At 63.1% G+C, this 24,786-nt stretch carries 21 protein-coding genes; 15 read left to right on the top strand and 6 right to left on the bottom strand.

Annotated elements, in window-relative coordinates; all coding sequences use genetic code 11:
• Positions 1 to 5: 5 nt before the first annotated feature.
• Complete coding sequence (locus tag FYJ85_RS08485) at positions 6 to 1,097, bottom strand: substrate-binding domain-containing protein (RefSeq protein WP_154417873.1); 1,092 nt, start codon at positions 1,095 to 1,097, stop codon at positions 6 to 8.
• A 188-nt stretch (positions 1,098 to 1,285) separates the two neighbouring features.
• Between FYJ85_RS08485 and FYJ85_RS08490 the strand changes: the two genes are divergently transcribed.
• The 4 genes from FYJ85_RS08490 (at position 1,286) to FYJ85_RS08505 (ending at position 6,950) form a co-directional block, all read left to right on the top strand.
• Complete coding sequence (locus FYJ85_RS08490) at positions 1,286 to 2,374, top strand: GntR family transcriptional regulator (RefSeq protein WP_154417875.1); 1,089 nt, start codon at positions 1,286 to 1,288, stop codon at positions 2,372 to 2,374.
• A 127-nt stretch (positions 2,375 to 2,501) separates the two neighbouring features.
• Positions 2,502 to 3,185, top strand: a complete 684-nt coding sequence (locus FYJ85_RS23060) for a type II secretion system protein (RefSeq protein ID WP_206213052.1) — start codon at positions 2,502 to 2,504, stop codon at positions 3,183 to 3,185.
• A 16-nt stretch (positions 3,186 to 3,201) separates the two neighbouring features.
• Positions 3,202 to 5,469, top strand: a complete 2,268-nt coding sequence (locus FYJ85_RS08500; RefSeq protein WP_154417877.1) for a DUF4838 domain-containing protein — start codon at positions 3,202 to 3,204, stop codon at positions 5,467 to 5,469.
• Positions 5,469 to 6,950 (top strand): ABC transporter substrate-binding protein, encoded by a 1,482-nt coding sequence (locus FYJ85_RS08505; protein ID WP_154417879.1) that lies wholly within the window; start codon positions 5,469 to 5,471, stop codon positions 6,948 to 6,950. Before FYJ85_RS08500 ends, FYJ85_RS08505 begins: the two co-directional genes overlap by 1 nt.
• A gap of 86 nt (positions 6,951 to 7,036) precedes the next feature.
• Here FYJ85_RS08505 and FYJ85_RS08510 read toward each other — a convergent pair whose 3' ends face one another.
• Genes FYJ85_RS08510 through FYJ85_RS08520 form a run of 3 tightly spaced genes read right to left on the bottom strand, consistent with a single transcriptional unit; the run spans position 7,037 to position 9,173 of the window.
• Positions 7,037 to 7,969: a TonB family protein gene (locus tag FYJ85_RS08510; RefSeq protein WP_106053605.1), complete on the bottom strand. Its 933-nt coding sequence runs from the start codon at positions 7,967 to 7,969 to the stop codon at positions 7,037 to 7,039.
• Positions 7,970 to 8,380 carry an ExbD/TolR family protein gene (locus tag FYJ85_RS08515; protein ID WP_106053604.1) on the bottom strand — a complete coding sequence of 137 codons (411 nt, stop codon included), beginning with the start codon at positions 8,378 to 8,380 and terminating at the stop codon, positions 7,970 to 7,972.
• A gap of 1 nt (position 8,381) precedes the next feature.
• On the bottom strand, positions 8,382 to 9,173 hold the full coding sequence (locus FYJ85_RS08520) for a MotA/TolQ/ExbB proton channel family protein (protein WP_106053603.1): 792 nt from the start codon (positions 9,171 to 9,173) through the stop codon (positions 8,382 to 8,384).
• 110 nt (positions 9,174 to 9,283) lie between these two features.
• Here FYJ85_RS08520 and FYJ85_RS08525 point away from each other — a divergent pair, with 110 nt between their 5' ends.
• The 5 genes from FYJ85_RS08525 to FYJ85_RS08545 are packed head-to-tail and all read left to right on the top strand — an operon-like array spanning position 9,284 to position 15,059.
• The gene (locus tag FYJ85_RS08525) at positions 9,284 to 10,276 is read left to right on the top strand and encodes an ROK family protein (protein WP_158704022.1); all 993 of its coding nucleotides are present in this window, start codon (positions 9,284 to 9,286) and stop codon (positions 10,274 to 10,276) included.
• A gap of 25 nt (positions 10,277 to 10,301) precedes the next feature.
• A complete protein-coding gene (locus FYJ85_RS08530) occupies positions 10,302 to 11,285 on the top strand; it encodes an ROK family protein (protein WP_106053601.1) in 984 nt (327 codons plus the stop codon).
• Entirely contained in the window at positions 11,286 to 11,906 is a 621-nt protein-coding gene (locus tag FYJ85_RS08535; RefSeq protein ID WP_106053600.1) for an MBL fold metallo-hydrolase, read from the top strand.
• A 7-nt stretch (positions 11,907 to 11,913) separates the two neighbouring features.
• On the top strand, positions 11,914 to 14,184 hold the full coding sequence (locus FYJ85_RS08540; protein ID WP_106053599.1) for an AMP-binding protein: 2,271 nt from the start codon (positions 11,914 to 11,916) through the stop codon (positions 14,182 to 14,184).
• Positions 14,181 to 15,059 carry a ribokinase gene (locus tag FYJ85_RS08545; protein ID WP_154417881.1) on the top strand — a complete coding sequence of 293 codons (879 nt, stop codon included), beginning with the start codon at positions 14,181 to 14,183 and terminating at the stop codon, positions 15,057 to 15,059. Before FYJ85_RS08540 ends, FYJ85_RS08545 begins: the two co-directional genes overlap by 4 nt.
• Here FYJ85_RS08545 and FYJ85_RS08550 read toward each other — a convergent pair whose 3' ends face one another.
• Together FYJ85_RS08550 and FYJ85_RS08555 are read right to left on the bottom strand one after the other, a co-directional pair.
• Complete coding sequence (locus FYJ85_RS08550) at positions 15,060 to 16,028, bottom strand: polysaccharide pyruvyl transferase family protein (RefSeq protein WP_206213053.1); 969 nt, start codon at positions 16,026 to 16,028, stop codon at positions 15,060 to 15,062.
• 7 nt (positions 16,029 to 16,035) lie between these two features.
• Positions 16,036 to 17,187: a glycosyltransferase family 4 protein gene (locus FYJ85_RS08555; RefSeq protein WP_154417885.1), complete on the bottom strand. Its 1,152-nt coding sequence runs from the start codon at positions 17,185 to 17,187 to the stop codon at positions 16,036 to 16,038.
• Between the two features lie 270 nt (positions 17,188 to 17,457).
• On the opposite strand from FYJ85_RS08555, the gene recN reads away from it, so the two are divergent.
• From recN to FYJ85_RS08585, 6 genes are all read left to right on the top strand, one after another.
• Complete coding sequence (gene recN, locus FYJ85_RS08560; RefSeq protein WP_154417887.1) at positions 17,458 to 19,122, top strand: DNA repair protein RecN; 1,665 nt, start codon at positions 17,458 to 17,460, stop codon at positions 19,120 to 19,122.
• A 497-nt stretch (positions 19,123 to 19,619) separates the two neighbouring features.
• Complete coding sequence (locus tag FYJ85_RS08565) at positions 19,620 to 20,234, top strand: SGNH/GDSL hydrolase family protein (RefSeq protein WP_106053593.1); 615 nt, start codon at positions 19,620 to 19,622, stop codon at positions 20,232 to 20,234.
• Between the two features lie 147 nt (positions 20,235 to 20,381).
• Positions 20,382 to 21,497: a GntR family transcriptional regulator gene (locus FYJ85_RS08570; RefSeq protein ID WP_206213054.1), complete on the top strand. Its 1,116-nt coding sequence runs from the start codon at positions 20,382 to 20,384 to the stop codon at positions 21,495 to 21,497.
• 22 nt (positions 21,498 to 21,519) lie between these two features.
• On the top strand, positions 21,520 to 22,248 hold the full coding sequence (locus tag FYJ85_RS08575; protein WP_106055732.1) for a prepilin-type N-terminal cleavage/methylation domain-containing protein: 729 nt from the start codon (positions 21,520 to 21,522) through the stop codon (positions 22,246 to 22,248).
• A 4-nt stretch (positions 22,249 to 22,252) separates the two neighbouring features.
• Positions 22,253 to 24,196 (top strand): glycoside hydrolase family 71/99 protein, encoded by a 1,944-nt coding sequence (locus FYJ85_RS08580; RefSeq protein WP_154417893.1) that lies wholly within the window; start codon positions 22,253 to 22,255, stop codon positions 24,194 to 24,196.
• Between the two features lie 175 nt (positions 24,197 to 24,371).
• A complete protein-coding gene (locus FYJ85_RS08585) occupies positions 24,372 to 24,785 on the top strand; it encodes a helix-turn-helix domain-containing protein (RefSeq protein WP_154417895.1) in 414 nt (137 codons plus the stop codon).
• Position 24,786 lies beyond the last annotated feature (1 nt).

The raw sequence follows: 24,786 nt of genomic DNA on the forward strand, positions 1-24,786 counted from the left end.
TTTCCTCAGGCAAATTTCTCGTTGATCTTCCAGAGCGTTCCGCCCGGCTGGAGAACGGGCGAGAGCAGTCGCTGTTCGTGATTTCCGGCCTTCCAGCCCTGCAGGACCCGGAACACCTCGCGGCAGATTTCACCGACCGGCTGGGCGACGCTCGTGAGCGGCGGATCGTTCCGCCGTCCGGCCGCCAGCCCGTCGAAGCCGATGAGCGCGATGTCGCGGCCGGGTTCGAGGCCGAATTCCCGGATCGCTTCCGCCGCGGCCAGCGCGCCGCAGTCGGAAATCGCAAAGACTCCGTCCGGGCGCCGCCCCGATTTCAGGACGGCCAGCATTTTCGCATAGGCCAGCCCCGCGCGGTCGTCCTCAACCCGGACCTCGCAGTCGACCACGGCCGGTTCGAGGCCGGAGAGCTCGGCGATTTCCAGGAAACCCTGCAGTCGCTGAGCGCTCTGCCGCAGCATCGGTTCGCAGAGCAGGACCGCGAGGTCGCGGCAGCCGCTTTCGAGCAGCGCGCGGGCCGCGATCATGCCGCCGCGACGGTTGTCGGTCGCGATATTGCCGACGTTGATGTTGCCGAGCTCGCAGTCGATCACGATGAGCGGAAGCTCGTCGTATTTGCCGAGTACGCCGAGCTGGCGCATCGTGAACGCCTCGGTCGGCGGCAGGTAGACGACTGCGTCGCCGGGTTCGGCCGAGCGTTCGAGCCCGGCGAGAAATTCGTCGTGCGTCCGGACCTGCGTATGGACCACCCGCCGGTGCGCCCGGCGCGCCTCGCGCCGCAGCTCCTCGACGAGCCATGCCGCGTAGTCGTCGTCGGGCTTTCCGCCGACCGGAGAGGTGAAGAGCCCGAGCCGCGGCCAGGCGGCCTCCTCAAGCAGCGTCTCCGCCTGCGGTTCGAGATAGGTGCCGGAGCCGCGAATCCGCCGTACGAAGCCCTCCTGCTCAAGCTCCTTCATGACCAGCCGGACCGTCGCATAGCTGGCCAGCACTTCCGCCGCCAGTTCCTTCTCGGTCGGCATTTTCCGGCTCCCCTCGGCCAGCCGCCGCCGCATGCGGTCCAGAATATATCTGCGCGTCTCCGCAAACAGTGAATCGCCCATTTCACCCTCTCAGTGTCAATAGTGCTAATGAAAAATTAATTTTATTTAGCAATAATTATGACACAGAACAAAACCGATGTCAAGAGTCCGACGATAAAAAAGTTGATTTTCCGCATTCCTGCTTGATTTTGCCGTGGACAGGATTTATTGTAATCCTGTTATGGATTATAAATGACGGGAGAACGATCATGATTTTCGGCCAGAACCTCGGCAGGCAGACGGAGAAGGCGAAACAGGGAATCCTGCGCTATATCTGGGACCGGAAGCTGAAGGCGGGCGACAAGATTCCGGCTCAGGCCGAGTTGAGCCGCCACCTCGGGCTCGGCTGCGCAACGCTCGACCGGGCGGTGAAATCGCTGGTGCAGGACGGTGTTCTCGAATCGCGCCGCCGGGTCGGCGTCTTCGTCCGCAACGCGAGCCCGGAAGGGCTGCCGGGCCGGTCGATCGGCGTGGCCGGGCTGCTGCTCGACACGCCGCACATGTTCAACTGGAGCATGGCCTACGCCCTTCAGAGCGAACTGCAGAGGAACGGCTGCCAGTGTACGATGTTCCCGTTCCGCGACGGTTACCGGAAACACCCGGAGTTTTCCGATTTCCCGGGCCTCGAATACGCGGTCGGCCAGGGCGGGCTGCACGGGCTGATCAGCATCGCGGACTTTTTTCCGGACAAGCTTCTCTCCGGGCTCGAAAATGCCGGGCTTCAGCTCTGTTTCAGCGGTTCTCCGGCACTCGCCGACTGCGGCGTATTCATCGACACGGTCGGCTTTATGCTTGAATCGCTCGAAAAGCTGCGGGAACGGGGGTTCCGTTCCCCGCGCGTGCTGGTCGGGCCCGGTCCGCTGCGTCACTTCAGCCTTCCGCGCCTCGCCCAGTTTCTCGGGCACTGGCCGGAATGCCGGGTTCCGCTCGACGATCTCTATCTCGAGGGCTACGGCCTCGAGCATGGCCGGACGGCGGCCCGGAACGTGCTGGCTCTGCCCCCCGCCGAACGTCCCGACTGCATGGTGCTGTGCGACGACATCATCGCGCAGGGCTTTTTTTCGGAGCTCGTCCGCCGGCAGGGCAGCCGCATCGGCTACATGCCGCCCGGCTTCTGCCTGCGCAACCGCAACGCGCCGATTGATTTTCCGTGCCGCGACGTCGTCAACTACGAGGTCGACTGCCGCAGGATCGCGGAGCTGACGGTGAGGATGCTGCTCACGCGGCTGCGCACCGGCAGCGGCGAACCGGCCGTGCAATGGCTGCTGCCGGCGCCGGAAAAAACGGCGGCGGAGTGAGACGGCCGTAAAATATTGCAAACTTTCCTGATTCCGCTCTTGACATTGGCATCGAAATCCAGTATAATTAATATTGTAATCCAAAAACAGATTAACCGGACCTCCACACAACAGAAGGGATGAAACAATGAAAAGACGGACCTTTACCCTGATCGAACTCCTGGTGGTGATTGCGATCATCGCAATCCTCGCATCCATGCTGCTGCCGGCGCTGAATCAGGCACGGGAACGGGCGCGCAGCGCAACCTGCGCGAACAACCTGAAGCAGTGCATGTCGGCCATGCTGTTGTACGCCAATGACTTCAAGGGACTGATCAAAGGTTACTCCGCCGAAACGTCTCCGGATGTGACCTGGAGCAGTGCGCTGATCGACGACGGTTATCTGCCGGAGGATGCGCCGGTGACCTACTGCGTTTCCCCTTATGATAAATACAGAACCTACGGCGTGCTGAACATCAAGGACAACCAGACCTTTTACAACAGCGTGAAGGCGGAATGGGGCGACTTCGGCGTCGCGCCCCTGCACTGGACCAGGATGTATTTCGATACCGGGCGCATGCGGCAGGCCTCGCGGGTGTTCCTGCTTGCGGATACGTATACGGCTTCCGTCGGAGGGACTTATATGGGGCGGAATTTCTATACCTTTTCTCCGGTTATCGTTTATGAGAACAGCGCCGCAGGCCTGCGTCATACCGGCACCTGCAACATGGCGTTCGGCGACGGGCATGTGGCCGGTCTGAAGAAGAACGACCTGAAGGAACGCGGCTTCACCGTCGCCGTCGAGAACGACGTGCTTAAAACCTCGCTCTGACCATCCGGAAAAGGAAATGAGAACCATGTGGAAAATCACGATCCTGCTGTGCTGCCTGCTGGGCCTTTCGCTGTCGGGTGCCGAACTTCTGACTGAAGGCGGAAGGAGCCGCTATGAAATCGTCCTGCCGGCCGATGCCGTGCCGGCTGAGCAGACCGCGGCGAGGGAATTGCAGTCATTTCTGAAACAGATTTCTGGAGTGGAACTGCCGATTGTCGCCTCCCCGTCCGGTCCGGCGATTTTCATCGGCCAATCTCCGGAAACCGCCTCGGCGCTCGGGATTCCGGACTGGAAGCGGCTGAAGCCGGACGAGATCCGGCTGAAGAGCGCCGGCGGCAATCTGTATCTGGCCGGGGATCGGCCGCGCGGTACGCTCTACGCCGTTTACGAACTGCTGGAGAAGGAGTTCGGAGTCCGCTTCTGGACGGCTGACGCCACGCACGTTCCGAAGCGGGAAAAGCTCGAATTGCCGCAGATTGACCTGCGATATGCTCCTCCGTTCGAAGTCCGGGCGGCCGGTTACGACCTCATCAGGCACGACCCTCGCTTTTCTGCCCGTACCCGGAATAACGGACACGGAGTTGTGGATTCGGTCGAATGGGGCGGTTCGGAGCAGCTGCTCGGCGGCGTCCACACCTTCAGTGAAAACATGCCGCTGTTCTCCCGGGACAAGGATTTTGCGTCCCATCCGGAATGGTTTTCCGAACGGGACGGGAAGCGGGTTCCGCGCCAGCTTTGCCTGAGCAACCCGGAAATGCGAAAGGAGCTGACGCGGCGCGTCCTCGAACGGTTGCGGAATTACCCGGAGACACGTTATATTTCGGTCTCTCAGGACGACAATCACGATTTCTGCCGGTGCGCGGCGTGCGAAGCGTTCGTCAAGTCGCACGGCAGCCAGTCAGACCTGCTGATCGACGCTATTAACCAGGTGGCCGCGGCGGTGGAAAAGGAGTTTCCCGGCGTTTATGTCGAAACCCTGGCATATTACTACACGCGAAGCGCCCCGAAACGGGTCCGGGCCCGGCGGAACGTGGTCGTGCGCTACTGCACGATCGAAGCCGCCAGTTTTCACCCGCTGGAGTCCGAAGCCAACCGGGCGTTGGAGCAGGACCTGCAGGAGTGGTCGCGCATGGCGGACCATTTCATGATCTGGAACTATGTCACCGATTTTACAAAATATTACCAGCCGCACCCGAACTGGCATACAGCGGCGCCTGATCTGCGCTTTTTCCGGAAGTGCGGCGCAATTTCAATCTATGAACAGGGTTCGTGGAACGGCGGCGGGGCAGTCGCCGACCTCGCCGACCTGCGGGCATGGCTTCTCAGCAAGCTGCTCTGGAATCCGGATCTCGACACGGAGAAGCTGATGGATGAATTCGTCACCGGCTACTACGGCCCCGCGGCCCCGGCCGTAAAGAGTTATCTGCAGGTGATGGAACAGTCCGCCCGGCGTCGTCCCGACTGCCGGAACACCTGCTATGCGCCTTCCACGGCAGGCTGGCTGGAGCCTGCCGTGCTGGTGAAAAGCTACCGGGAGATGGAACAGGCCTACGGGCGCGTCAAGGATGATCCGGTTTACGGGCCGCGCATGGCCGCCGCGACCGTGCCGATCCGCGCGGCGCTGCTTGAGCGCCGGGAACTATTGAGCCCGCCTGCCGGAAAACGGCTGCCGGAATTGCAGGACGTCGATGTGAATCAGGCTGCCGTCGAAACCGTTTCCCGGATGAAGCGGGCCGGAGTTGCCCGCGTGAATGAGGGTGGACTATCCCCCGATGAGTGGGTGGAACAAACCGCCCGGGGGTACGGAGTGCTCCCGAATGACGGAGAACGCCCGACTGCGGCCGGCTCCGGCCCTTACCATGCTTGGAGCATCCGCAAGGCGGCCGAGCTGCACGCTCTGGGCCGGGAGCTCTTCTGGGAGAAAGACCCGGCGGCCAGCGTCGGCGAAGCGGCCCGGATGCCGAACACTCACAATGAATGGCATATCCAGGGTTTCGGATTTCCGGCCGGAACATTCGAGCTCTATGCCGAGCTGCGCTGCGACAGCGGTGCTCCTGCCGGAAACGCAATCCGGGTCGGCACCTACGACTGGAGCAGGCGCCGGGAATTCCACCGCGACATCCCTGCCGCCGAGATCTCAGGAGAGAACTATCGGGCCGTCCGGATCGGGACGGTGACGTTGAATGACGACATCTGCATCTTCATCGCGCCGGTCGTCAATCCTGCCGTCCGGAATGTCTGGATCGACCGGATCATCCTGATCCCCCGGAAGAGCGGAAGATAATGCGCCGCATCTTCCTCATCCTGTTCGTCCTGCTTGCGCTGGCATCGGCTGCGACCTGGTACACGCTGCAGGAGCGCTCGGCGCATCCGCAGATCGTCTGGACCGCCGGGCTTTCACCGGACCGGGTCGAACAGGTCGAAGCGTTCCACGGGTGGCTGCGCGCAAACGGGTATGTCGACAAGGACGGCGAACTGCTGTTTACCGTCCGGCTCGAGACGACCGACAACCAGAGCGCGTTGATCCAGGCGGTTTCCGGCATGGCCGGCGATCTTATCGATCATGTGCCTGTAAAGCGGTTTGCTCCGATGGGCGTCCTCGAGGAGATCACCGGGTTCGCCCGTGAAAACGGGCTCGACCCGGCCGCCGGATACGGCGAGGCGGCCGGCGACCTGCTGATGTACGGCGGGAAGCAGTACGCATATTTCTGCAATCTCGCCACGCGCGGACTTCTCCTCAATCTCGATCTGTTCGAAAAATACGGCGTCGAACCGCCGCCGGAGGAGTGGACTCCGGCCGACTTTGAACGGATCGGCCGGGAATTCGTCCGCAAGGCGAACGCGGGCCGTCCGCGGCAGGAGGTCTTCTTTTCCGGCGCCATGCCGCAGGCCATCCTGCCGCTGGCCCGGAGCCTCGGCGCGGACGTCTTCAACGAGACGCTGACCGCTGCGACGCTGACGGACCCCGCCTTCGTCCGGGCGCTCGAAACCTATTACGGCTGGGTTTACCGGCATCACCTGATCCCGACCGCCGCCGAGGCCACCTCCACGGAGAGCGAGGGCACCAGCGTGAACAGCGAAGCGACGCCGCAACTCGCGGCCGGCCGCTACGGCATGATCCTGACCGGCCGCTATGTGAATATGGATCTGCGCCGGTTCCGGAACGGCAGATTCCGTCTCGCTTTCGTGCAGCTGCCGGAATGGGAGTACAAAAACCTGGTCACCACCTCGCGCAACACCGCGATCTACAAAGGCTCGAAACACAAGGAGCAGGCCAGGCTGTTCCTGAAGTTCCTGGCGGCGAAGGAGTACAACGATCTCATCATCCGCAGCTCCGACGGACTGCCGCCGAATCCGGAGTGGGCAGAGGGCAATCCGGAGTTCCGGACCCCGCCGGGGCGGGAGTTCGAGGGAGATCTCCACGACAACGAACTCAAATGGACGCTTTCGATCGGGATTCCGGAAAGCCAGAGTCCGTACTATCCGCTCGGCGACAATAAACTCTCCTACGCCTTTGCGAAGGTCGAAAGCAAACTCGCTTCTCCGGAGGAGGCGCTGAAGCAGGCGGAGGAGGCGATCAATTACTCGATCCGGTCAACCGTCGAAGGAACCGCCTCGCTGCAGGAGGAGTACCGCGCCGCCTGCGAACGTCAGCGGCAGATCGACCACCGGAAAGCCGCCGGAGAGAAGATTCCGGCCGGCTGGATCCGAAATCCGTTCTACCGCAAATTCTACCGCGACAGGGGAATGCTGGCCGATCACTGACCGTTCGGCGACGGACTGTCCGCCCGGGCAGTCCGGCCCGGACTTTCGCCGCACTCTGCGCCGCGCGGCGAAAGTCCTCCTCCGGCTCAATCCTGGGTGCGGAGGATCATCTGAATGGAAGTGCTGCCGTTGCTCGGCGCCGGAACCCGGTCCAGGTTCGCCAGCATCCGCTGAACCGATTCGTCCATGGAACGGTTTCCGCTGCGCCTGATGATCCGCGCATCGGTCACCCGGCCGTCCCCCGCGATCGCAAGTTGAATCGTGACCTGGGGACGCGCATCGCCGAGCAGCGACCCGGGCGGTTCGGACCAGCGCATTTTGATGTAGTTGCCGAGCCGGCTCCAGTAACGTTCGTCTTCGCCCTTTGCTCCGCCGCCGGGTGTTCCGTTGTTCTGCTTTCCGTAAGTCTGCGCCCGGTCGGCGTTTCCGATCGGAACGGCCATGTTCGTGTTGCTGCCGCCGCCGTCGCCGTATTTCGTCGCATTCCTGCGCGCAAGGGCGACCTGTTCGGCGGCGGAGAGCTGCCGCGGGCGCTGCTGCGTCGCCGGTTTCCGCTGCGTCGTCTGCCGGGCCGGCTGCTTCTGCACCGGCTTTTTCACGACCGGCGGCTTCGGCGTCGGTTTCCGCACGACCGGCGGTTTGGGGCTCGGCTTCTTCACCGCCGGTTTCGGGACCGGCGGCGGCTCGGGCGGTTTCGGGGACGGCGGCACGGGTTTCGGCGGCTCCGGAGCCGGCGGTTCGGGCGCCGGCGGTTCCGGCGGACCCGGATTCGGCGACGGACGCAGCCGCGACGGCGGCCCGACCTCTTCTCCGGTCGAAAGCGGCCCGACCAGCTTCACCTTGAACGCACTCTCCTGCGGAGTGAGCCAGTTCCGGTAAAGCACATAGCCGAGCGGCCCGAAGATCACGAGGCAGTGGATGGCGACAACCTGCGCTCCGATCGAAAAACGGAGCTTGTGCGATGTCAGCGGCTGCGGCTCCTGCGGCCGCAGCGGCGGGGCGACCGGATTCTGTCTCATTTACTTGCCCTCCGCTTGTGTGACCAGTGAAACATCCTGAAAACCGGCGCGGCGAATCAGCGCCATAAGCTCGATCACATCGTTGTAGGTGCGCGAACCGTCCGCCCGCAGCAGAAGCTGGGTTTTGGGCTCGCTCTCCTTCAGCCGCGCCAGGAGCGCCGGCAGCTCTTCGCGCGTGACCGTATCCTTGTCGAGCATGATCGTGCCGGTCTTGGTCAGCGTCACGCTCTTGAAATTGTCCTCCGGCAGCTTGTCGCTGTTCATCTCCGGCGGAGAAATGTTCGTGCCGTACTCCATCAGCGGCATCGTGATCATGAAGACGATGAGGAGCAGGAACGTCAGGTCCAGCAGCGGCGTGACGTTGATCTGGTCGATGGCGGCCATCTGCCGTCTTTTGCGGCGGCCCCTCATCTCACTCCTCCTCCCCCGCGGCGGCCGCTTTCGCCTCGGCGGCCAGCTCCCGGGCGATGCTCAGCTGTTCGAGCTTGATCCGCGCCATGAATTCATCCGAAAAGTTGTCGAGCTGGGTTGCGATGTTGCGGATCGTCGAAGTCAGCAGATTGTAGCCGATCAGCGACGGAATCGCGACGACGAGCCCGGCCACCGTGGTCAGCAGCGCGCCCGCCACGCCCGGCGCCAGCGCCGAGAAATCCGACTTTCCCGCCGCCGCGATGCCGCAGAAGGCGAGCATGACGCCCCAGACCGTGCCGAAAAGCCCGAGGAACGGGCTTACGCTGACCATCGTGGCCAGGAAGCCGACCCGGGTTTCTAGTTCGATCTCCTGCCCCGAGACCTCGCTGATCAGGACCGCCTCGATCGCGTTGTACTGCGCTTCGGAGAGTTTGGTCGGGCGCACCGAAATGCCGGAACTGTGGCTGAAGGTCGCCGGGTCGCTCTCGTAGAATTCGAGCAGCTTTTCGACGCCCTGGTTGTAGATCTGCGCGGCCGGGCTCGCATTGCCGGCCGCCTCGCGCAGCAGCTGCGGATTCGTGATGGTCTTCTTGTTCGACTTGAAGCGCGCGACGAACTGGCGCGACAGCTTTTTCGCGCGGTAGAGCGAAATGCCCTTTTCGATCATGACCGACCAGGTGAAGGTCGAGATGACCAGCAGGAGGACGACGATCCCTTTGCCGACCATGTCGCTGTTTTCAAACGCATAATAAACGCCGGGGGAGGCCGCGATGACGGATGGAAGTGAGAACATATTGAAAAAACTCCGAGAAAGTTGAAATAACACCCTTTATAAAATATAATACAGGGATTATATTCTACAAATGTATGTATGCGACAAAATCCAAAAAAATGGAGAAAAACATGGCACAGGAAAAACTCGTACTCGGTTTCGACGTCGGCGGAACCAAAATCGGCGTCGGCCTCGGCTCGAGCGAAGGCAGGATTCTCGGCAAGGCGCGCATCGAAAATGTCGATACTTATCCGGAAGACGTCCTGCCGCAGATGGTCGCCGAGGCGAAGAAGCTCGTCGCCGGAGCGGGCCTGACGATGGCCGGCATCGCGGCTTTCGGCATCTCCGCCCCGTTCCCGGCCGATCCGGCCAACGGGATCATGACCGCGCCGACCAACAACCGCCACTGGCGCAATGTGCCGATCCTCCAGTACCTGCGCGACGGGCTCGGGCTGCCCGGCTGCTTCGAGAACGACGCGAACTGCGGCGCGCTCGCCGAATGGTTTTTCGGCGCCGGGCGCGGCTGTAAGGATTTCATCTATCTGACCATGAGCACCGGCATCGGCGGCGGCATCATCGCCGCGAACCACCTCGTCCGCGGCGGCCGCGCCCTCAGCGCCGGCGAACTCGGCCACATCTGCGTCGAGCTCAACGGCCGGCAGTGCAACTGCGGGCTCAAGGGGTGCTACGAGGCGTATGCGGGCGGCCGCGCGCTCGCCCAGCGCATGCAGGAGGAGCTCCGGAACAAACCCGACAGCATGATCATGCAGCTCGTCGACGGGAACGTCGGCGCGATCGACATGGTCCCGCTCGAAAAGGCGGTCCGCGCCGGCGACCCGTACGCCGTTGCGCTGTGGGACGAGATGAGCCTCCGCAACGCGCAGGCGTTCGGCATGTTCATCAACATGTTCAATCCGGAGCGGCTGGTGCTCGGCACGCTCGCCTGGGCGGTCGGCGATCTCTACACCGACCCGATCAGGAAGTACCTGCCGCAGTTCTGCTGGAAGGAACCGATGGAGGCGTGCGAAATCGTCTCTTCCGAACTGCGCCGCGACATCGGTTATTACGCCGGCGTCGCCGCCGCACTGAACTACCTGAAGGAACAGGACGAAAAGAAGCGCTGACCGCCGGAAAGGGACGTCTGGTTCAATGGAAAAAAATTTCCTCCTCGGCCTTGACGTCGGCGGAACCAAGTGCGCCTGCATTCTCGGCGCGGCGGTTTCCGGCGGCGGCATCGAAATTCTCGACAAAGTCAAATTTCCCACCGCCGAGGCCGGGACGCCGCGGCAGTGTCTCGAACGGATGGCGGAGCTCGGGCTCGAGCTCTGCTCCCGGCACGGCGTCGCGCACGAACGGCTGCGCGGCTGCGGCGTCTCCTGCGGCGGCCCGCTCGACAGCCGCCGCGGCGTAATCCAGTCCCCGCCGAATCTGCCGGGCTGGGATGAGGTCCCGGCGGTTGATATTCTCGGCGGCCGGCTCGGCATTCCGGTCCGGCTTCAGAACGATGCGAATGCCGGGGCTGTGGCCGAGTGGAAATTCGGCGCCGGTCGCGGCGTTCGGAACATGGTTTTCCTGACCTTCGGCACCGGGCTGGGCGCCGGGCTGATCCTCGACGGGCGGCTTTACAGCGGCATCGGCGACTCGGCCGGCGAGTGCGGGCATATCCGGCTCGCTCCGTTCGGGCCGGTCGGTTTCGGCAAGGCCGGCTCGTTCGAAGGTTTCTGCTCCGGCGGCGGCATTGCGCAGCTCGCGGCTGTGCGGGTGCGTGAACAGCTTCAGCTCGGGAACCGGGTTGCATGGTGTCCGTCGCCCGAAGCGATTCCGGGGCTGAACGCCAAAATCGTCGGCGATGCGGCCGGGGCAGGGGATCCGCTGGCGCTGGCGGTTTACGCCGAGTGCGGCGCATATCTCGGGCGCGGCCTCGCCGTGCTGATCGACCTGCTGAATCCCGAACTCATTGTGATCGGCAGCGTGTTTGCGCGTTCGGAGTCTCTGCTGCGCCCCGCGATGGAGCGGAGCATTGCGGAAGAGGCGCTGCCGGGCGCCGCTGCCCGCTGCCGGGTCGTTCCGGCGGCGCTGGGCGAAGCGATCGGGGATTATGCGGCGCTGGCATTGGCGCTCGGGGAGTATTGAATGATGGCGTTTCAGGTTCAACAGTTGAATGTCGGCGGGTACGATCATAATTTCTCGTATCTGGTTGTCGCGGACAACGGCGATGCGGCGCTGGTCGACCCGACCGGCGATTGTGAAAAAATCCGCAGGGCGGTCGAAGCGGCGGGGCCGCTCACGCCGCGCTATATCCTGCTGACGCACGGCCATCAGGACCATTCCGAGTGTCTCGGCGAGGTCTGCAGCTTTTTTCCGGCCGGGATCGCCAGCCACCCGAATCATCCGCTTTCCGGACGGATCAAGCTGCATGACGGCATGCGTCTGCCGTTCGGCGGCGGCTGGATCGAAGCGATTGCGATGCCGGGGCATACGCGTGATTCGATCGCCTTCCGGCTCTCCGACGATTCGGCGCTGTTTACCGGCGACACGCTTTTTGTGGACTGCATCGGTTTCTGCCGGTCGAAGGATATGTTCGACACCATCACGAAAAAGCTCCTGCCGCTGCCGGACGGCCTTGTGGTCTATTCCGGCCACGATTACGGTTCCGTGCCGTTCCGGACGCTGGGGGAAGAGAAAAAGTTCAACCCGTATCTGAACTGCCCGACGCTCGAAGCGTTCCGGCAGCAGCTGCGGCATCTGGAGTGAGGTCCGCATGGCCCCGTCGATGATTTTCATGATCGTTTTCGATGCGCTGATTCTGCTCGGCGCAGTGATCCTGTTCCTGCGTCCCTCCTTCACATTGAAGCTGCTGACCTGGATTCTTCGGCACACGCTGGTGCGGCTGCGGGTGGAGGGGCTGGAGAACATCCCGGATTCGGGCCCGGTGCTGATCGTGTCGAACCATGTTTCGCTGATCGACATGCTGCTGATCCAGTCCGTCTCGCGCCGCCCGGTCAGATTCATGGTCCATCAGGAGGTGCTGGAGTTTGTGCCGACCCGTTTCATCTTCTGGTATCTCGGGGTGATCCGGGTGCCGTCGATCCGGCGGCCGAAGGCGATGCAGCGTTTTTTCCGGCGGGTACGCGGCGAACTTCGCAAAGGGGAGGTGCTCTGCCTGTTTCCGGAGGGGGGAATCTCCGGCAACGGCGGGCTTATGCGTTTCCGTTCCGGCGTTGCGCCGCTGCTGCCGGCCGGAGTTGACGTTTCGGTCATACCGATCCGGATCGGCATGCTCTGGGGCAGGTTGTTTTCCGTGCATGACGGAAAACTCAAATACCGCGCTCCGCGCTCGCTGCCGCTGAATTTCAGCCTCCGCATCGGCGCGCCCGCTTCGACGGGGCTCTCGGCGTTTCAGTTGCGCCAGCTGATTTCGGAGCTCGGCGCCGAGGCGGAAGCCGCTCCGCAGCCGGGCGAACTGCCGCTGCATGTCGCGTTCGCAAAGCGGGCGAAGCGCCATCCGTTCGCGGTGACCTATCTCGATGCGGACGGCACGAAGCTGACGAATTTCGAGATGCTGGTCCGGGCCGCGCTTCTGTCGCGCCGTGTGAGGGCGCTCGGGACGGAATCGCGTTATATCGGCGTCCTGCTGCCGAACTGCACTTCGATGGCGGCCGCGATGTTCGGCGTGCTTTTCGCGGGGCGCACTCCGGCTGTCATCAATTTCAGCGCCGGCGCCGAGGTCGCGCTCGAAGCCGCCTCCCGTGCCGGAATCGGGAAGATCCTGACCAGCCGGAAATTTCTGCACAAGCTCGGCTGGGAAGAGAAACCCGGCATGGTGATCCTCGAGGATGAAGCGAAAAAAATCACGAAATCCGAAAAACGCGCGATGATCCGCCTGGTTCTGCTGCTGCCGTTCCGGATGCTGATGCGCCGTCTGGCGCCGGAGAGCGCGTTCAACGCCGGCCGCGAGGCCGTGCTGCTGTTTTCAAGCGGATCGACCGGCAGGCCGAAGGCGGTGCAGCTCACGCACCGCAACATCAACTGCGACCTCTGGGCGTTCTGGCGGATGATCCTCTGGAGCCGGCGGGACCGGATCGTCGGAAATCTGCCGCTCTTCCACGCTTACGGCTTTACGGTCGAATTCGCGTTCCCGGCGCTTTCGGGGACCCCGGTGGTCTACCTGCCGAATCCGCTCGACGCGGCCGGGGTCGTCAAGGCGATCGACGAGTACGACATCACGCTCCTGACTGCGACGCCGACCTTCCTGCAGGGCTACATGCGCAAGGCGAAGCCGGAACAGCTCAAGTCGCTGCGGCTGGTCATCACCGGGGCCGAGAAGCTGCGGCCGGAGCTCGCCGCGAAGTTCCGCGACATGACCGGGCTCGAGATCATCGAGGGGTACGGCTGCACGGAGCTCTCCCCGATCGTGACCATCAATCTCTGCAACTCGATCTATCTGCTCGGCAGGCATGCGCACCATCCCGGCAGCATCGGGATTCCGCTGCCCGGCATTCACGTGCGGGTGGTCGATCCGGAGAGCGGCGTCGAGCTGGGTCCGGATGAGCCCGGCCTCATGCAGGTCAGGGGCGGCATCGTCATGAAGGGGTATCTGAATGATCCGGAGCAGACTGCCCGCGTGATCCAGAACGGCTATTACAACACCGGCGACATTGCGAGGATCGACCGCGACGGTTATGTCTACATCACCGGGCGCGCCTCCCGCTTCAGCAAAATCGGCGGCGAGATGGTGCCGCATGAACTGGTCGAGCAGGCGATCGCGAATCTGCGCGGCAGCGAGGAACGCGAAGTCGCCGTCGCCGGCCGCGGAGACCCGAAGCGCGGCGAGCGCCTCGTGGTGTTCTATACGCCGGATGATTTCGATCCCGCCGCCGTGGTCGAGGAGCTGCGGAAGGAGAAGCTGCCGAATCTCTGGATTCCGAAGACGGAGGATTTTGTGAAGCTCGACCGCCTGCCGCTGCTCGGCAGCGGCAAACTCGATCTGGCCAAATTGAAAAAACTCGCGGAGGAGCAAGCAAGCGCATGAAAAAAATCGTCTGCCTCGGGTCGTTGAATCTCGATCACGTCTACCGGCTCGATCACTTTGTCCGTCCCGGCGAGACGCTGGGCTCCGAATCCTATTCGGTCGGCTGCGGCGGGAAGGGGCTGAATCAGTCGATCGCCCTGGCCCGGGCCGGTGCGCCGGTCATGCATGCCGGCCGGATCGGGCATGACGGCGGTATTCTGCGTTCCGCCCTTGAAGCGGCCGGGGTTGACGTCTCCCTGCTCGTCGAGGGGGACGTTCCGACCGGACATGCGATCATTCAGGTCGATGCGAAGGGAGAAAATGCGATCATTCTCTACGGCGGCGCGAACCGGCGGATCACCGAAGCTGAAATCGATGCGGCGCTCGACGCGGTCGGGGACGGCATCCTGCTGCTGCAGAACGAGATCAATTCGCTCGGAACGATTCTGGAGAAGGCGCATGCGCGGGGAATCCGGACCGCGTTCAACTTCGCCCCGTTCGACCCGGAGGACGCGAAAACGCTGCCGCTCGGACTGCTGAGTTACCTCATCGTGAACGAGATCGAAGGCGCCGGCGTCGCCGGCGTCGCGGAGCCGGAGGCGATTCTCCGGACGTTGAAGGAGCGTTATCCCGGCTGCCGGGTCATCCTGACGCTCGGCAAGGCCGGGGCCGCCTTCCTCGGCGACGACGGCGTCATGGTGCCCGTTCCGCCCTGTCCGGCGGAGGTGGTCGATACGACGAGCGCCGGCGACACGTTCATCGGCTATCTGTTCGCCGGGCTGCTCGAAGGAATGGAATTGAAGGCCGCGATGGAGCTGGCCGGCCGGGCTTCCGCAATCACGGTGAGCCGCGCCGGGGCAGCCGATTCGATTCCGTTCCGGAAGGAGCTCCGGTAATTACGGCTGTCCTGCGGCGAAGCGGGTGCAGAGCGCGGTGAGCTTTTCGGCCTTTTTCCGCCACGCGTCGCCGGGGTTTCTCAGCTCGCAGAGCGGGGTCGCCGGGTCGAAGCTCGTGACATAGCTTCCGTCCGGCCGCACCGTGACGAGGTTGAAAAGCGGCAGGAACTCCTCAATGCGCGCGCGCTCGCTTTTCTTGGCCAGATCGCTGTCCACAAAGATGACCGGCGTCCCCATCGCGATGCACGGCAGCGCGACGTGAATGCGCGAGGTGATGACCAGCCGGGCGCGTGCAAGGCGTTCCAGCAGCTGTTCGGCCAGCTTGAAACGGGCTTCCGGCGCGGGAAATGCGTTCGACGGGTAGTCGCAGGTGCACTCTTCTTTCCGCTGCCCGACTCCGGCCAGCAGCCGGTTGAGCAGCGCCCGGCGTCGTCCGATCCGGAATAATCTGCCGTTTTTCAGCGATTTCACGAAGGCGTTCGGACTTTTAAAGCAGCTTCGCAGGGTCGGCGCCTTGAAGAGGGCGTCCGCCAGCAGGACGGGGGAGTCCGGGGTCGGCGACCAGCGGTAGCTGCGATGGAGCGTCAGCGTAAGGCAGCCCGAATTCCAGGCAGGAATCCCGTGCGCTTCGAGTACGGCCCGGCTCTGTTCGTCCCGGCAGCCGATCGGCGCGAAACGGCGCAGGTAATCGGCTTTCCGGGGAGACAGCATCGCATCGGCGTGTTTCGGGTTGATATGGAATGCGACGAAGAGCGGTTCGATGTCGGGCGACGGCGGCCAGTTTTCCGGATGGAACATGAACCAGCCGTTCATGATGAGCCGGATCTTTTCCCCGCGGTATCCGTGGAGTTTTTCCCGGTTCAGGAACCGGTCGACCTGCGGCAGGAATTGACGCGCGGCGATACTCTGCACATAGTCGCCTACATTGAAATGCCGCTTGAATTCGTAAGAGAGCAATCCGTACTTCATGGAACCTTTATTCCGGCAGAACCGGCCTGCCATTCACGGCGATAGTCCGTTCAAAGAGTTGAATATACTGTCCGGCCACGGCACGCCAGGAGTTGGCTTCCGCCGTTTCGCGCGCGGCGGCGCGGAACCGGTCAAGCGTACCCGACTCTCCGGCGGACGCTTCGAGGGCGTCGGCCAGCGCCTCCGGGTTTCCGGGCGGCACGAGACGGCCGTTCACGCCGTCGCGGAGCAGCTCGCGGATGCCGGGAATGTCGGTTCCGATAAGCGCGCAGGAGCTTGCCATCGCCTCGAGCACCGTCATCGGCATGCCCTCCACCACGGAGGGCTGCAGGAACAGCCGGCAGCGGCTCATCAGCCAGTCGCGTTCCGCCGCATTGACCTGGCCGATCAGGAAAACGTCGTTTTCGAGACCGTGCTGGGCGATTTTCGCGCGGATCGCCGCCTCTTCGCGGCCGGTTCCGGCCATCAGGAGCGGCGGGCGGCCGACGCCGCGCTTCTTTAAAATTCCGAGTGCATCGATGAGGCAGGTCAGCCCTTTATTCGCATGGAGCCGGCAAAGCGTCAGGTCGAAGCCGCGTTCGGCTGCCGGAACCGGCAGCCGCCCCGCGAGCGACGGCGGTTCGGGCGGCGGCAGCGGAATATCCGCGCCGTTGCCGATATAGAACGCGCGGCGGAAACCGACCATCGCGTCGATCGTGTCGCAGACGCCGCGGCCGACGCCGGTGACGGCGCTTCCGGAGGTCATCGCCTCGATCATCCGGCGGTTCGTGACCGGTTTTTTCCGCAGGCGCGAGCCTTCGCGCACATCGCCGACATGGGAGGTCATGACGGTCGGAATTCCGAGCTTGCCGCTCATCTTCCAGCCAAGGTATCCGGTCGGATAAATCTGGTGGGCGTGGATCACGTCGAAACGGTATTGACGGTGCAGGCGGGTCAGCATCCGCTTCGGCGCTCCGTTGAACCACACTTCGGACATGCTGCGCTTGTAATAGCAGACCGGATAGTCGAAGGCGGGTGCCTCTTTCATGCCGCGCGGCGTCTTGGCGAGAACCGCGACCCGGTGTCCCATGGCGATATATTCTCTGGCGAGCCGGTCGATCACGATCTCCATACCGGCCACCTTCGGGAGGAAGGAGGCGGTGAAGAGGCATATGTTCATAAACCCGGAGGCCCTTTCTGCTGTTGCTGCGGAACTGAATTTCCGATACAATAACGCAGATGCCGCTCCATGTCAAGGGCGTACCGCAGAAATTTGCGTACAATCGGAGCCCTCCTGACTGCGGTTCGGCACGGAACATACGGACCGCCCGGCCGTTCCCGGCCGGTTTCTCCGGCACGGGGGAAATGAAAGGCGGGGCCGGGGGATTTTCAGGTCTTTTCTTCCGGCTTCCGGCTTGAAAAAGAGGGTTTCCGGCGATATTTTCTCTGCATGCTTATCTATGTGAAAATCACGAATTTTGCGTTGATTGAGGAGTCCGAGCTGGAGTTCGGGCCCGGTTTCAACGTCGTCACCGGGGAATCCGGGGCGGGCAAATCGATCCTGATGGGTGCGGTTGAGCTGCTGCTCGGCGGCCGGGTCGACAAGGGAGTGATCCGCAACGGGTGCGACCGTTGCATGGTGTGCGGCGGATTTGCCGTGCCGGCGGGGCTGGCCGGTGCGGTCGGCGCGATTCTCGTTCCGGCCGGAATTCCGTTCGATCCGGCGGAGCCGCTGCAGCTGCGGAGGGTGATCGGGCAGTCGAGCGTCCGCAATTATGTGAACGACACGCCGGTCAGCGCGCGGCTGCTGGCTTCGGTCGGGGAGCAGCTGATCGATCTTCACGGCGCGAACGAGCAGCTTTCGCTGACGGTCCCGGCCCGGCAGCTCGATTTGCTGGATCGTTACGCCGGTGCGGAGGAGGCGGCTGCCCTCTGCGGCAGGATCGCCGGAGAGCTCGAAGCCCTGGCGAAGGAGCGCGAGGAGTTCGACCGGCAGACGCCGGACGAGGCCGAGCGGAGCCGTCTCGAGCTTCAGCTCGAAGACATCGACAAGGTCAACCCGGCGCCGGGCGAGGATGAAGAGCTTTCGGCTCGGTTCAAGGTGGCGGGGAATTCGCGGCAGGTGCTTGAAACGGCCGGGCAGCTGACCGCGGCGCTGACTGAGGGGGAAGACTCGGTGGCAGACCGGCTCGGGAGCGTTTACCGCAGGCTGCTCGAACTGTCGCGCATCGATGAGGCGCTGGCGGCGGGGCTGCTTGAGGAGTGCGACCGGATTCAGGAAGATGTGAGCGCGCTTTCGGGCCGCGTTGCGGAGCTGGCGGACAAAGTGGACCTGGACCCGGAGGCGCTGGCCGCGATTGAGAGCCGGCTGGGAGAATTGTTTACGATCAAGCGGCGTTACGGGCCGACGCTCGAGCAGGTGCTGGCGGTGCGCGGGGAGGCGTTCCGGCGGCTGGAGCTGTACCGGAATACCGCTGTGCGCCGCCAGGAGTTCGAGCGCCGGAAGGCGGAGCTGACGGCTGAGCTGCGCCGGGCGGCGGAAAAGCTGTCGGCGCTGCGGAAAAAGAAGGCGGCGGAGTTTGCGGAGCGGGTGCGTTCGAAGCTCGGAGCGATCGGGTTTGCGAAATGCGTGCTTGAGGTGGCGTTTTCGGAAGTCGAGCCGGGGCCGAACGGGATGGACCGGGTTGAGCTTCTGTTCAGCGCGAATGCGGGTGAGAGCGTGCATCCGTTGCGGAAGATTGCGTCGAGCGGGGAGTTGTCGCGATTGATGCTGGCGCTGAAGACGGTGCTGGCGGACGCGGATTCGATTCCGGTGGTGGTGTTTGATGAGATCGACGTGAATATCGGCGGCGAGACGGCGAACCGGGTGGGCGAAGAGCTGCACCATCTGGGCCGGAACCGGCAGATTTTGTGTATTTCGCATCTGGCGCAGGTCGCGGCGCGTGCGGACCGTCATTTCCGGGTGGAGAAGCACACGGAAGAGGGACGGACGTTTTCGGAGTGCCGGGAGCTGGATGCGGAAGGGCGTGTGCGGGAGATCGGGCGGATGCTCGGCGGCGGGGAGTCGGCGGTGACCCACGCGCGCGCTATCCTGAGTAAAATCAAAGAGCAATAAGAGCTTATCCCTGAATAAGCTCTAAGTCGGGGAGCGAAGCGATCGGGTTCAGGGCCTTTCGGCCCTGGCGGGATTCCAAAGGCTGCGCAAGCCTTTGGTGGAGTTTGAGGCCAAGCCTCAGGCAGACCCGTGCGAAGCTCAATCCGGACAGTCCGCAACCGAGTTGCGGCGCTTCGAACGGTGTGAGCGACGCGGCCGGAGGCTGCGGAGCGGTCGAAGGGGCCGAGGCGTAGTTGCCGCCGTAAAACCGATGATGCACCGGACCGGCAGGCGATGGTTGAATGCGGGCTGACAGTGTGATTGGCCGGAAGAGGGAGGCGCCCCTTCCGGGGCGCGGTCTGTCGCCCTCCGGGCTCAGACCGTGTACGCTGCGCGTACATTGCCTCCGGCGGTCGGGGGCGCTTCATCCCGAGCCCCGACCGGCAGGGTGCCGGTGCCGTCGGCGGCTTTGCCGCCTTTTGTGTGTGCGAATTTTCGATTGTTTTGAGGTATGGTTTATGAGACGGGTTTTCAATGCCGGAATCCCCGGCGACACGACGCGCGAACTGCTGGCGCGTTTTCAGCGGGATGTCGCCATGCGCGCGCCGGATCTGGTTATCCTCTGGGCCGGCGTCAACGACCGGCTCTATCCGGGCCACACCGTCGAACCGGCGGAATTCAGGGCGAATTATGCCGAACTGCTCGACCGTATCCGCGTGATTGGTGCAAAGGTGCTGATCGGAACCCTGCCGCCGCAGTACAAGCCGTATCTCTTCACGCAGTTTCCGCCCATCGCGGAGTTTCCGGAAACCCCGGAGGAGCGGTTGGCCCCGGTCAACGCCCATCTCCGGAGTCTCGGCGTTCCGCTGGCGGATTTCGAAGCGGTGGTCAGAAGCCGTCCGGTCGACGAAGTTCCCGAATCGTATTTGCGGAACCTCTCGAACAGCGGCGTCCCCGACGGTCTGCATCTGACTCCGGAAGGAGCCGGGGCCGTCGCGCGTTGCGCGGATGATGCGATCCGGCAATATGCTCTCCCGTCCGCCCGGATCGTCTGCTTCGGCGACAGCCTGACCTACGGGTATGGACTCAAGCGGGACGAGACGTATCCATCCCGCCTCGCCGAACTCGGATAGTCTGCCGTCTCGGTTCCTCTCTGCCGGAATATTCGCGCCGGCAGCGCCTCGAATGCCCCCGTTTTCAAAATAAATCGAAAAAAGTCGGATCGGCGCTTGGATATTTGTTAGCAGTATGCTATAATTAATATCGAAATGGAGATAGCAATGATAGACAATTTTGAGAAATTCAACGGCGGCAAGACCGGCTTGGTCGAGCAGGAGATTCTGCGGCAGATCGACCTCGGCAATTTTCGGCGGAACTCCCTGCTCCCGTCGGAGCGGGAGCTTGCGAAGCAGCTGGGCGTCAGTTATATGACGGTTCGGCGCGCGATCGGGAAACTGGTTGATGACAGCTTTCTGACCCGTGTGCAGGGCAAGGGCACTTATGTGCGCGGCGACGTGCCGCTGCACCGGATGCAGCAGACGCTCGGAATCGTCGTCCCCGCCTGGGAGACGCCGGAACATGCGGACCTCATGATGATCCTCACTGCAATCGCCGGGGAGAACGGAGTGCTGCCGAAATTCCATCTCTGCCGCTCGTGGGAGGACCGGACGGTCGTCGATGCGTATGAGAGCTGCGACTACCTGCTGCTCGTGCCGCCGGCGCCGCTCGCGGATCTTCCGGAGGAGATGCTGGTCCGTTTCCGGGCCGGAACGACGCCGGTCGTCGTGCTCGGGCTCGACGCAACGCCGTACGGCCTCGATTCGGTGACCGGCGACGCCTGCACGGAGGCCGGAATCCGGGAGCTGCGCCGGCTCGGGCACTGCCGGATCGGCCTGATGACTCAGGTCGAAGAGCGCGGCGGAAAGCTGCTTCGCCAGACCGAGACCTTTTACCGGAACTGGCGGCTGCGGATGCTGGAACGGTTTTCCGCGAAGGAGGTCGACCGGATGGAAATCCGGATTCCGGTCAAGGCCTACGAGCTGCCTCACCAGGCGTTTTACGACTATCTGTATGTGAACGGGAAAGACCTGCCCTTCACCGCGCTCATGCTGCCGCTTGCGGTCGCGTGGGGTGTCATCTCCGCCGCGGCGGACAGCGGCCTGGCCGTCCCGCAGAAGCTTTCGATCCTCAGCATCGGCGACCGGCAGGAGGCGCGCTTCTACCGCCCCCGGCTCTCGCTGGTGCGCGTCTCCTACCGGCGGCACGCCGAGCTTGCGTTTGAAGCCCTGCGGCGGAGAATGCAGGAGCCCGGCCTGCCGCCGCGCTGTTTCACCGTTGAGCCGGAACTGGTTCCGGGAGAAACGGTATCGCCGCTTTTACCGCCCGACAACCTTTAACTTTCAACGAAAGAGGTTTCCCATGAAAATCAGGTCACGTGCGTTCACTCTGATCGAGCTTCTGGTGGTTATTGCGATCATCGCCATTCTGGCTTCGATGCTGCTGCCGGCGCTGAATCAGGCGCGTGAGCGGGCGCGGACGGTCAAGTGTACCGGCAATCTGAAGCAGATCATGTCGGCGGTGGATTTCTACCGCAACGACAACCACGGCTACTTCCCGGTCATCAACGCAGGCGGCGCTTCGAACGTGACCGATAAACGCTGGTGGACGAATATGCTGGCCGTCTACCTGCCGCCGGTCGAATGGCGCTCCGAGGAGGCCGGAAGCGTCAGGTACAATGCAAAATGCGTCTGGACCTGCCCGTCGGTCAAATCCGAAATGTGCGAAGGGGAGAGCTGGGGCGCCGGGTATGCGCCGTATTCGCTCGGGCCGATCACCTGGCTCAATCCCCAGATGAGCTATGGATGGGGATACAATCGAGGCGAACGGACCAGACTGCGGGGGAACGCTTCGCAGGTTTCGAAGCGGATCGTCCTTTCCGATGCGATGCAGTTCCGGGTCAACGATTTTCCGCTGACTGCGGCGGAGACCCGGCTCCGCACCCATATCGACTGGCTCGGCAACAACGTCAAGCAGCCGGCCAACTGGCACGGCGATGGAGCGAACGTCAGTTTTGCGGACGGCCACGTCGAATATCACAAGTGGCTCGAGCTCTACAATTCCGAAAAAATCTACTTTGCGTGGTGGTGAGAAAATGAAGAAAACTCTGCTGATTCTGGGAGCGGTGTTCGCACTGGCATCCGGCGCGGTCGGTGCGCCGGAACTGCCGGAGCGTGAAACCGCGGTCGTTGTGCTCTCATTCATCAGCCCGGTGGCGCGCGAATCGCTCAACTCGTACGATTACCGCATGCACAAGAACAGCCGCGAGGCGAAGAATTATCCGCTGCCGCTGACCGCGCTGCCGGAGAAGGCCGTGCTGTACGGACAGGAGGGATATCTGCCGCTCGAACTCGCCGCGGCGCGGGAGCATATGAAGCGGATCCGCGAATCCGGGTTTGATCTTGTTTTCTTCGACATGCTGCCGATTCCGGACTATGATCCGGCGCAGGCGCTGACCTTCACGAACGAACCGTTCTACTACTTTTCGAACTATTTCGAATGGATGAAGGCGGCGGAGGAGAATAATCTGAAGCTCGGAATCTTCGCGGATGTCGGCAATCAGTCGGCACGCTATCCGCAGTACCGCAGCATCACCCGGGACGAGTGGGTGAAGATCCTGCATGCCGCGCTCGGGATGATTCCGGAGTCGCCGGCGGCGTGGAAGGTGAACGGCGTCGACGGCGTGGTCCATTTCGGTACTGACTGCGTCTACAACCTGAAAGCTTCGCCGGTTCCGGGGGCGCCGATGCCGGACGGCGGCTGGCGCGAAGTCTGGAAGCTGTTGCGGGAGAAGGGGGACGAATTCTTTTTCGTCTCCGATATTCGGCCGCACGGCAGGGACGGCGACTGGGACGGCCTGGCCGACGCCGCCTATCTGTTCGCCCCGGCCGGCCCCGCGCCGTTCATGACGGAGTATCAGGCCGACATCTCCCGGCGCCTCAGGATAACGCCGTATTACTGGACGGTCAGCAGCGGATATCACCGAATCCGGCGCGACTACACCCAGCCTGATTTTTCCCGGCTGCACGATACTTACCTGGCCGCCCTGCGTGCCGGGGCGCGGAAAATCATCGTCATGACCTGGAACGATCTCGGCGAGGACCATGACATCTGGCCCTCCGCGAACAAAGGGAGCGAACTGCTCGATGTGGTCGCCTTCTATAACGACTGGTTCAAACGCGGAAAACAGCCGGAGATCGTGAAGGAGAAGCTCATCGTCGCCTATCCGTTCCGGGCTCCGGCCGAGGCGGCTTCCAAGCCTCCGGTTTACGGCGGCGGCAAGTGGGCCTCTCCGGCATTCGAACCGAAGGTGTTCTACTGGAGCGCGCTGCGGCGGCCGAAACGTGTCGGGCTGGCCGGCCGGACGCTCGAGCTTCCGGCCGGGATTGCGATGGGCGAGATTCCGCTCGACCCGGGCGGCGACCCCGCGTCGATTCCGGTCGGCGCGAAGCTCGACGGGCGGACGGTTGTTCTGCCGCCCGTCGTGAAAACGGCCCGGGAAGGGGACGGCGGCGGCCTTGAGCACCGTTATGTGAATCTGCTCGGCTCCGCCGCCATGCGGACGGTCGGCAACCCGAAGACGGGCTGGGACTTTTCGAAAAACGACGAGAGCCGGGCGGAGAAGTCGTTCGATGCCGCGACGGGAATTACTATGAATTTCACTGCGGTTCCGGGAAAGCACAACTGGATCTATCTGCGGAACCATATGCCGGAAGGGAGCGTTCCGGCCGACGCGCGGTTCGTGCGCCTCGCTTACACGGGGAAAATTCCGGCCGGCATGAAACTGCTCTGCGTTCTGCAGGAGGAGGGCGGCGTCAGCTGTTCGTATGAGCTGCCGCTGCCGGAGGAGGCGGCCGGGGGCGGCGAGCTGATCGTCCCGCTCGCGCAGTTCCGGCGGACCGGCTGGAGTGCCGCGTCTCCGGTCGACATTCCGACCGCCGCCCGGATTCGCTGGGGACATATCGGGCCGATCGGAATTCCGGCTGAGGGTGATGCCGCCGGAACCCTGACGCTCCGGCAGTTCGACTTCCTGAAGTAAAGCAAACCGGTCCGGCAAGCGGAACTGACGCTTTTTCTTCGGGAAGGAGCGCGCCTTTTCCGTTAGGATTGTATTAGACTTTCGTTATGCCGTTTGCCGTGTCCATCGTCCCGTGGTAGAATAAAGCGGGGAGAAATGGGGAAATTGCAGCATCAACTGACAGGGAGACGGAACGATGTCGGGCAATCAATCGAAAGTGGATGACAAGCTTCGCCGGCTGGTGCGGGAAGAGGTCGAAGCCGCGATCCGGCCGCTCAGGAAACAGATCGCCGAGCTGAAAAAGGAGCTCGCCGGACCGGAAGCCGGAAAGCCGGAGAAACAGGGGAAAGCCGTTTCCGGTCAAAAGAGCACGGCGGTGTTTGAGGCGGAGGATATCGCCAGACTCCGGAAAAAGTGGAAGCTGAAGCGGGACGTTTTCGGCGAGTTTTTCGGAGTGAGCGGCGAAGAGATCCGGAGCTGGGAGCGCGGCGGGAACAAACCCGCGCCGCGCAGTCTGGAACTCCTGGCGCATATTCGCGGGATGAGCCGGAAGGAACGTGTCGCTCTGCTGGAGTCGATCGCGGCGGAGAAGCCGGCGGAGAATCTTTGAA

Origin of the sequence: Victivallis lenta (genome assembly GCF_009695545.1) — a bacterium.
GTDB classification, from domain to species: Bacteria; Verrucomicrobiota; Lentisphaeria; order Victivallales; family Victivallaceae; genus Victivallis; species Victivallis lenta.

Bases quoted from the DNA above. Each gene is read 5' to 3' on its own strand.
- FYJ85_RS08525 (WP_158704022.1), top strand. From the start codon at position 9,284: ATGGCACAGGAAAAACTCGTACTCGGTTTCGACGTCGGCGGAACCAAA.
- FYJ85_RS08580 (WP_154417893.1), top strand. From the start codon at position 22,253: ATGAAGAAAACTCTGCTGATTCTGGGAGCGGTGTTCGCACTGGCATCC.
- FYJ85_RS23060 (WP_206213052.1), top strand. From the start codon at position 2,502: ATGAAAAGACGGACCTTTACCCTGATCGAACTCCTGGTGGTGATTGCG.
- FYJ85_RS08490 (WP_154417875.1), top strand. From the start codon at position 1,286: ATGATTTTCGGCCAGAACCTCGGCAGGCAGACGGAGAAGGCGAAACAG.
- FYJ85_RS08585 (WP_154417895.1), top strand. From the start codon at position 24,372: ATGTCGGGCAATCAATCGAAAGTGGATGACAAGCTTCGCCGGCTGGTG.
- FYJ85_RS08575 (WP_106055732.1), top strand. From the start codon at position 21,520: ATGAAAATCAGGTCACGTGCGTTCACTCTGATCGAGCTTCTGGTGGTT.
- FYJ85_RS08565 (WP_106053593.1), top strand. From the start codon at position 19,620: ATGAGACGGGTTTTCAATGCCGGAATCCCCGGCGACACGACGCGCGAA.
- FYJ85_RS08485 (WP_154417873.1), bottom strand. From the start codon at position 1,097: ATGGGCGATTCACTGTTTGCGGAGACGCGCAGATATATTCTGGACCGC.
- FYJ85_RS08505 (WP_154417879.1), top strand. From the start codon at position 5,469: ATGCGCCGCATCTTCCTCATCCTGTTCGTCCTGCTTGCGCTGGCATCG.
- FYJ85_RS08520 (WP_106053603.1), bottom strand. From the start codon at position 9,173: ATGTTCTCACTTCCATCCGTCATCGCGGCCTCCCCCGGCGTTTATTAT.
- FYJ85_RS08555 (WP_154417885.1), bottom strand. From the start codon at position 17,187: ATGAACATATGCCTCTTCACCGCCTCCTTCCTCCCGAAGGTGGCCGGT.
- FYJ85_RS08515 (WP_106053604.1), bottom strand. From the start codon at position 8,380: ATGAGGGGCCGCCGCAAAAGACGGCAGATGGCCGCCATCGACCAGATC.
- FYJ85_RS08530 (WP_106053601.1), top strand. From the start codon at position 10,302: ATGGAAAAAAATTTCCTCCTCGGCCTTGACGTCGGCGGAACCAAGTGC.
- FYJ85_RS08550 (WP_206213053.1), bottom strand. From the start codon at position 16,028: ATGAAGTACGGATTGCTCTCTTACGAATTCAAGCGGCATTTCAATGTA.
- FYJ85_RS08540 (WP_106053599.1), top strand. From the start codon at position 11,914: ATGGCCCCGTCGATGATTTTCATGATCGTTTTCGATGCGCTGATTCTG.
- FYJ85_RS08570 (WP_206213054.1), top strand. From the start codon at position 20,382: ATGATAGACAATTTTGAGAAATTCAACGGCGGCAAGACCGGCTTGGTC.
- FYJ85_RS08535 (WP_106053600.1), top strand. From the start codon at position 11,286: ATGATGGCGTTTCAGGTTCAACAGTTGAATGTCGGCGGGTACGATCAT.
- recN (WP_154417887.1), top strand. From the start codon at position 17,458: ATGCTTATCTATGTGAAAATCACGAATTTTGCGTTGATTGAGGAGTCC.
- FYJ85_RS08545 (WP_154417881.1), top strand. From the start codon at position 14,181: ATGAAAAAAATCGTCTGCCTCGGGTCGTTGAATCTCGATCACGTCTAC.
- FYJ85_RS08510 (WP_106053605.1), bottom strand. From the start codon at position 7,969: ATGAGACAGAATCCGGTCGCCCCGCCGCTGCGGCCGCAGGAGCCGCAG.
- FYJ85_RS08500 (WP_154417877.1), top strand. From the start codon at position 3,202: ATGAGAACCATGTGGAAAATCACGATCCTGCTGTGCTGCCTGCTGGGC.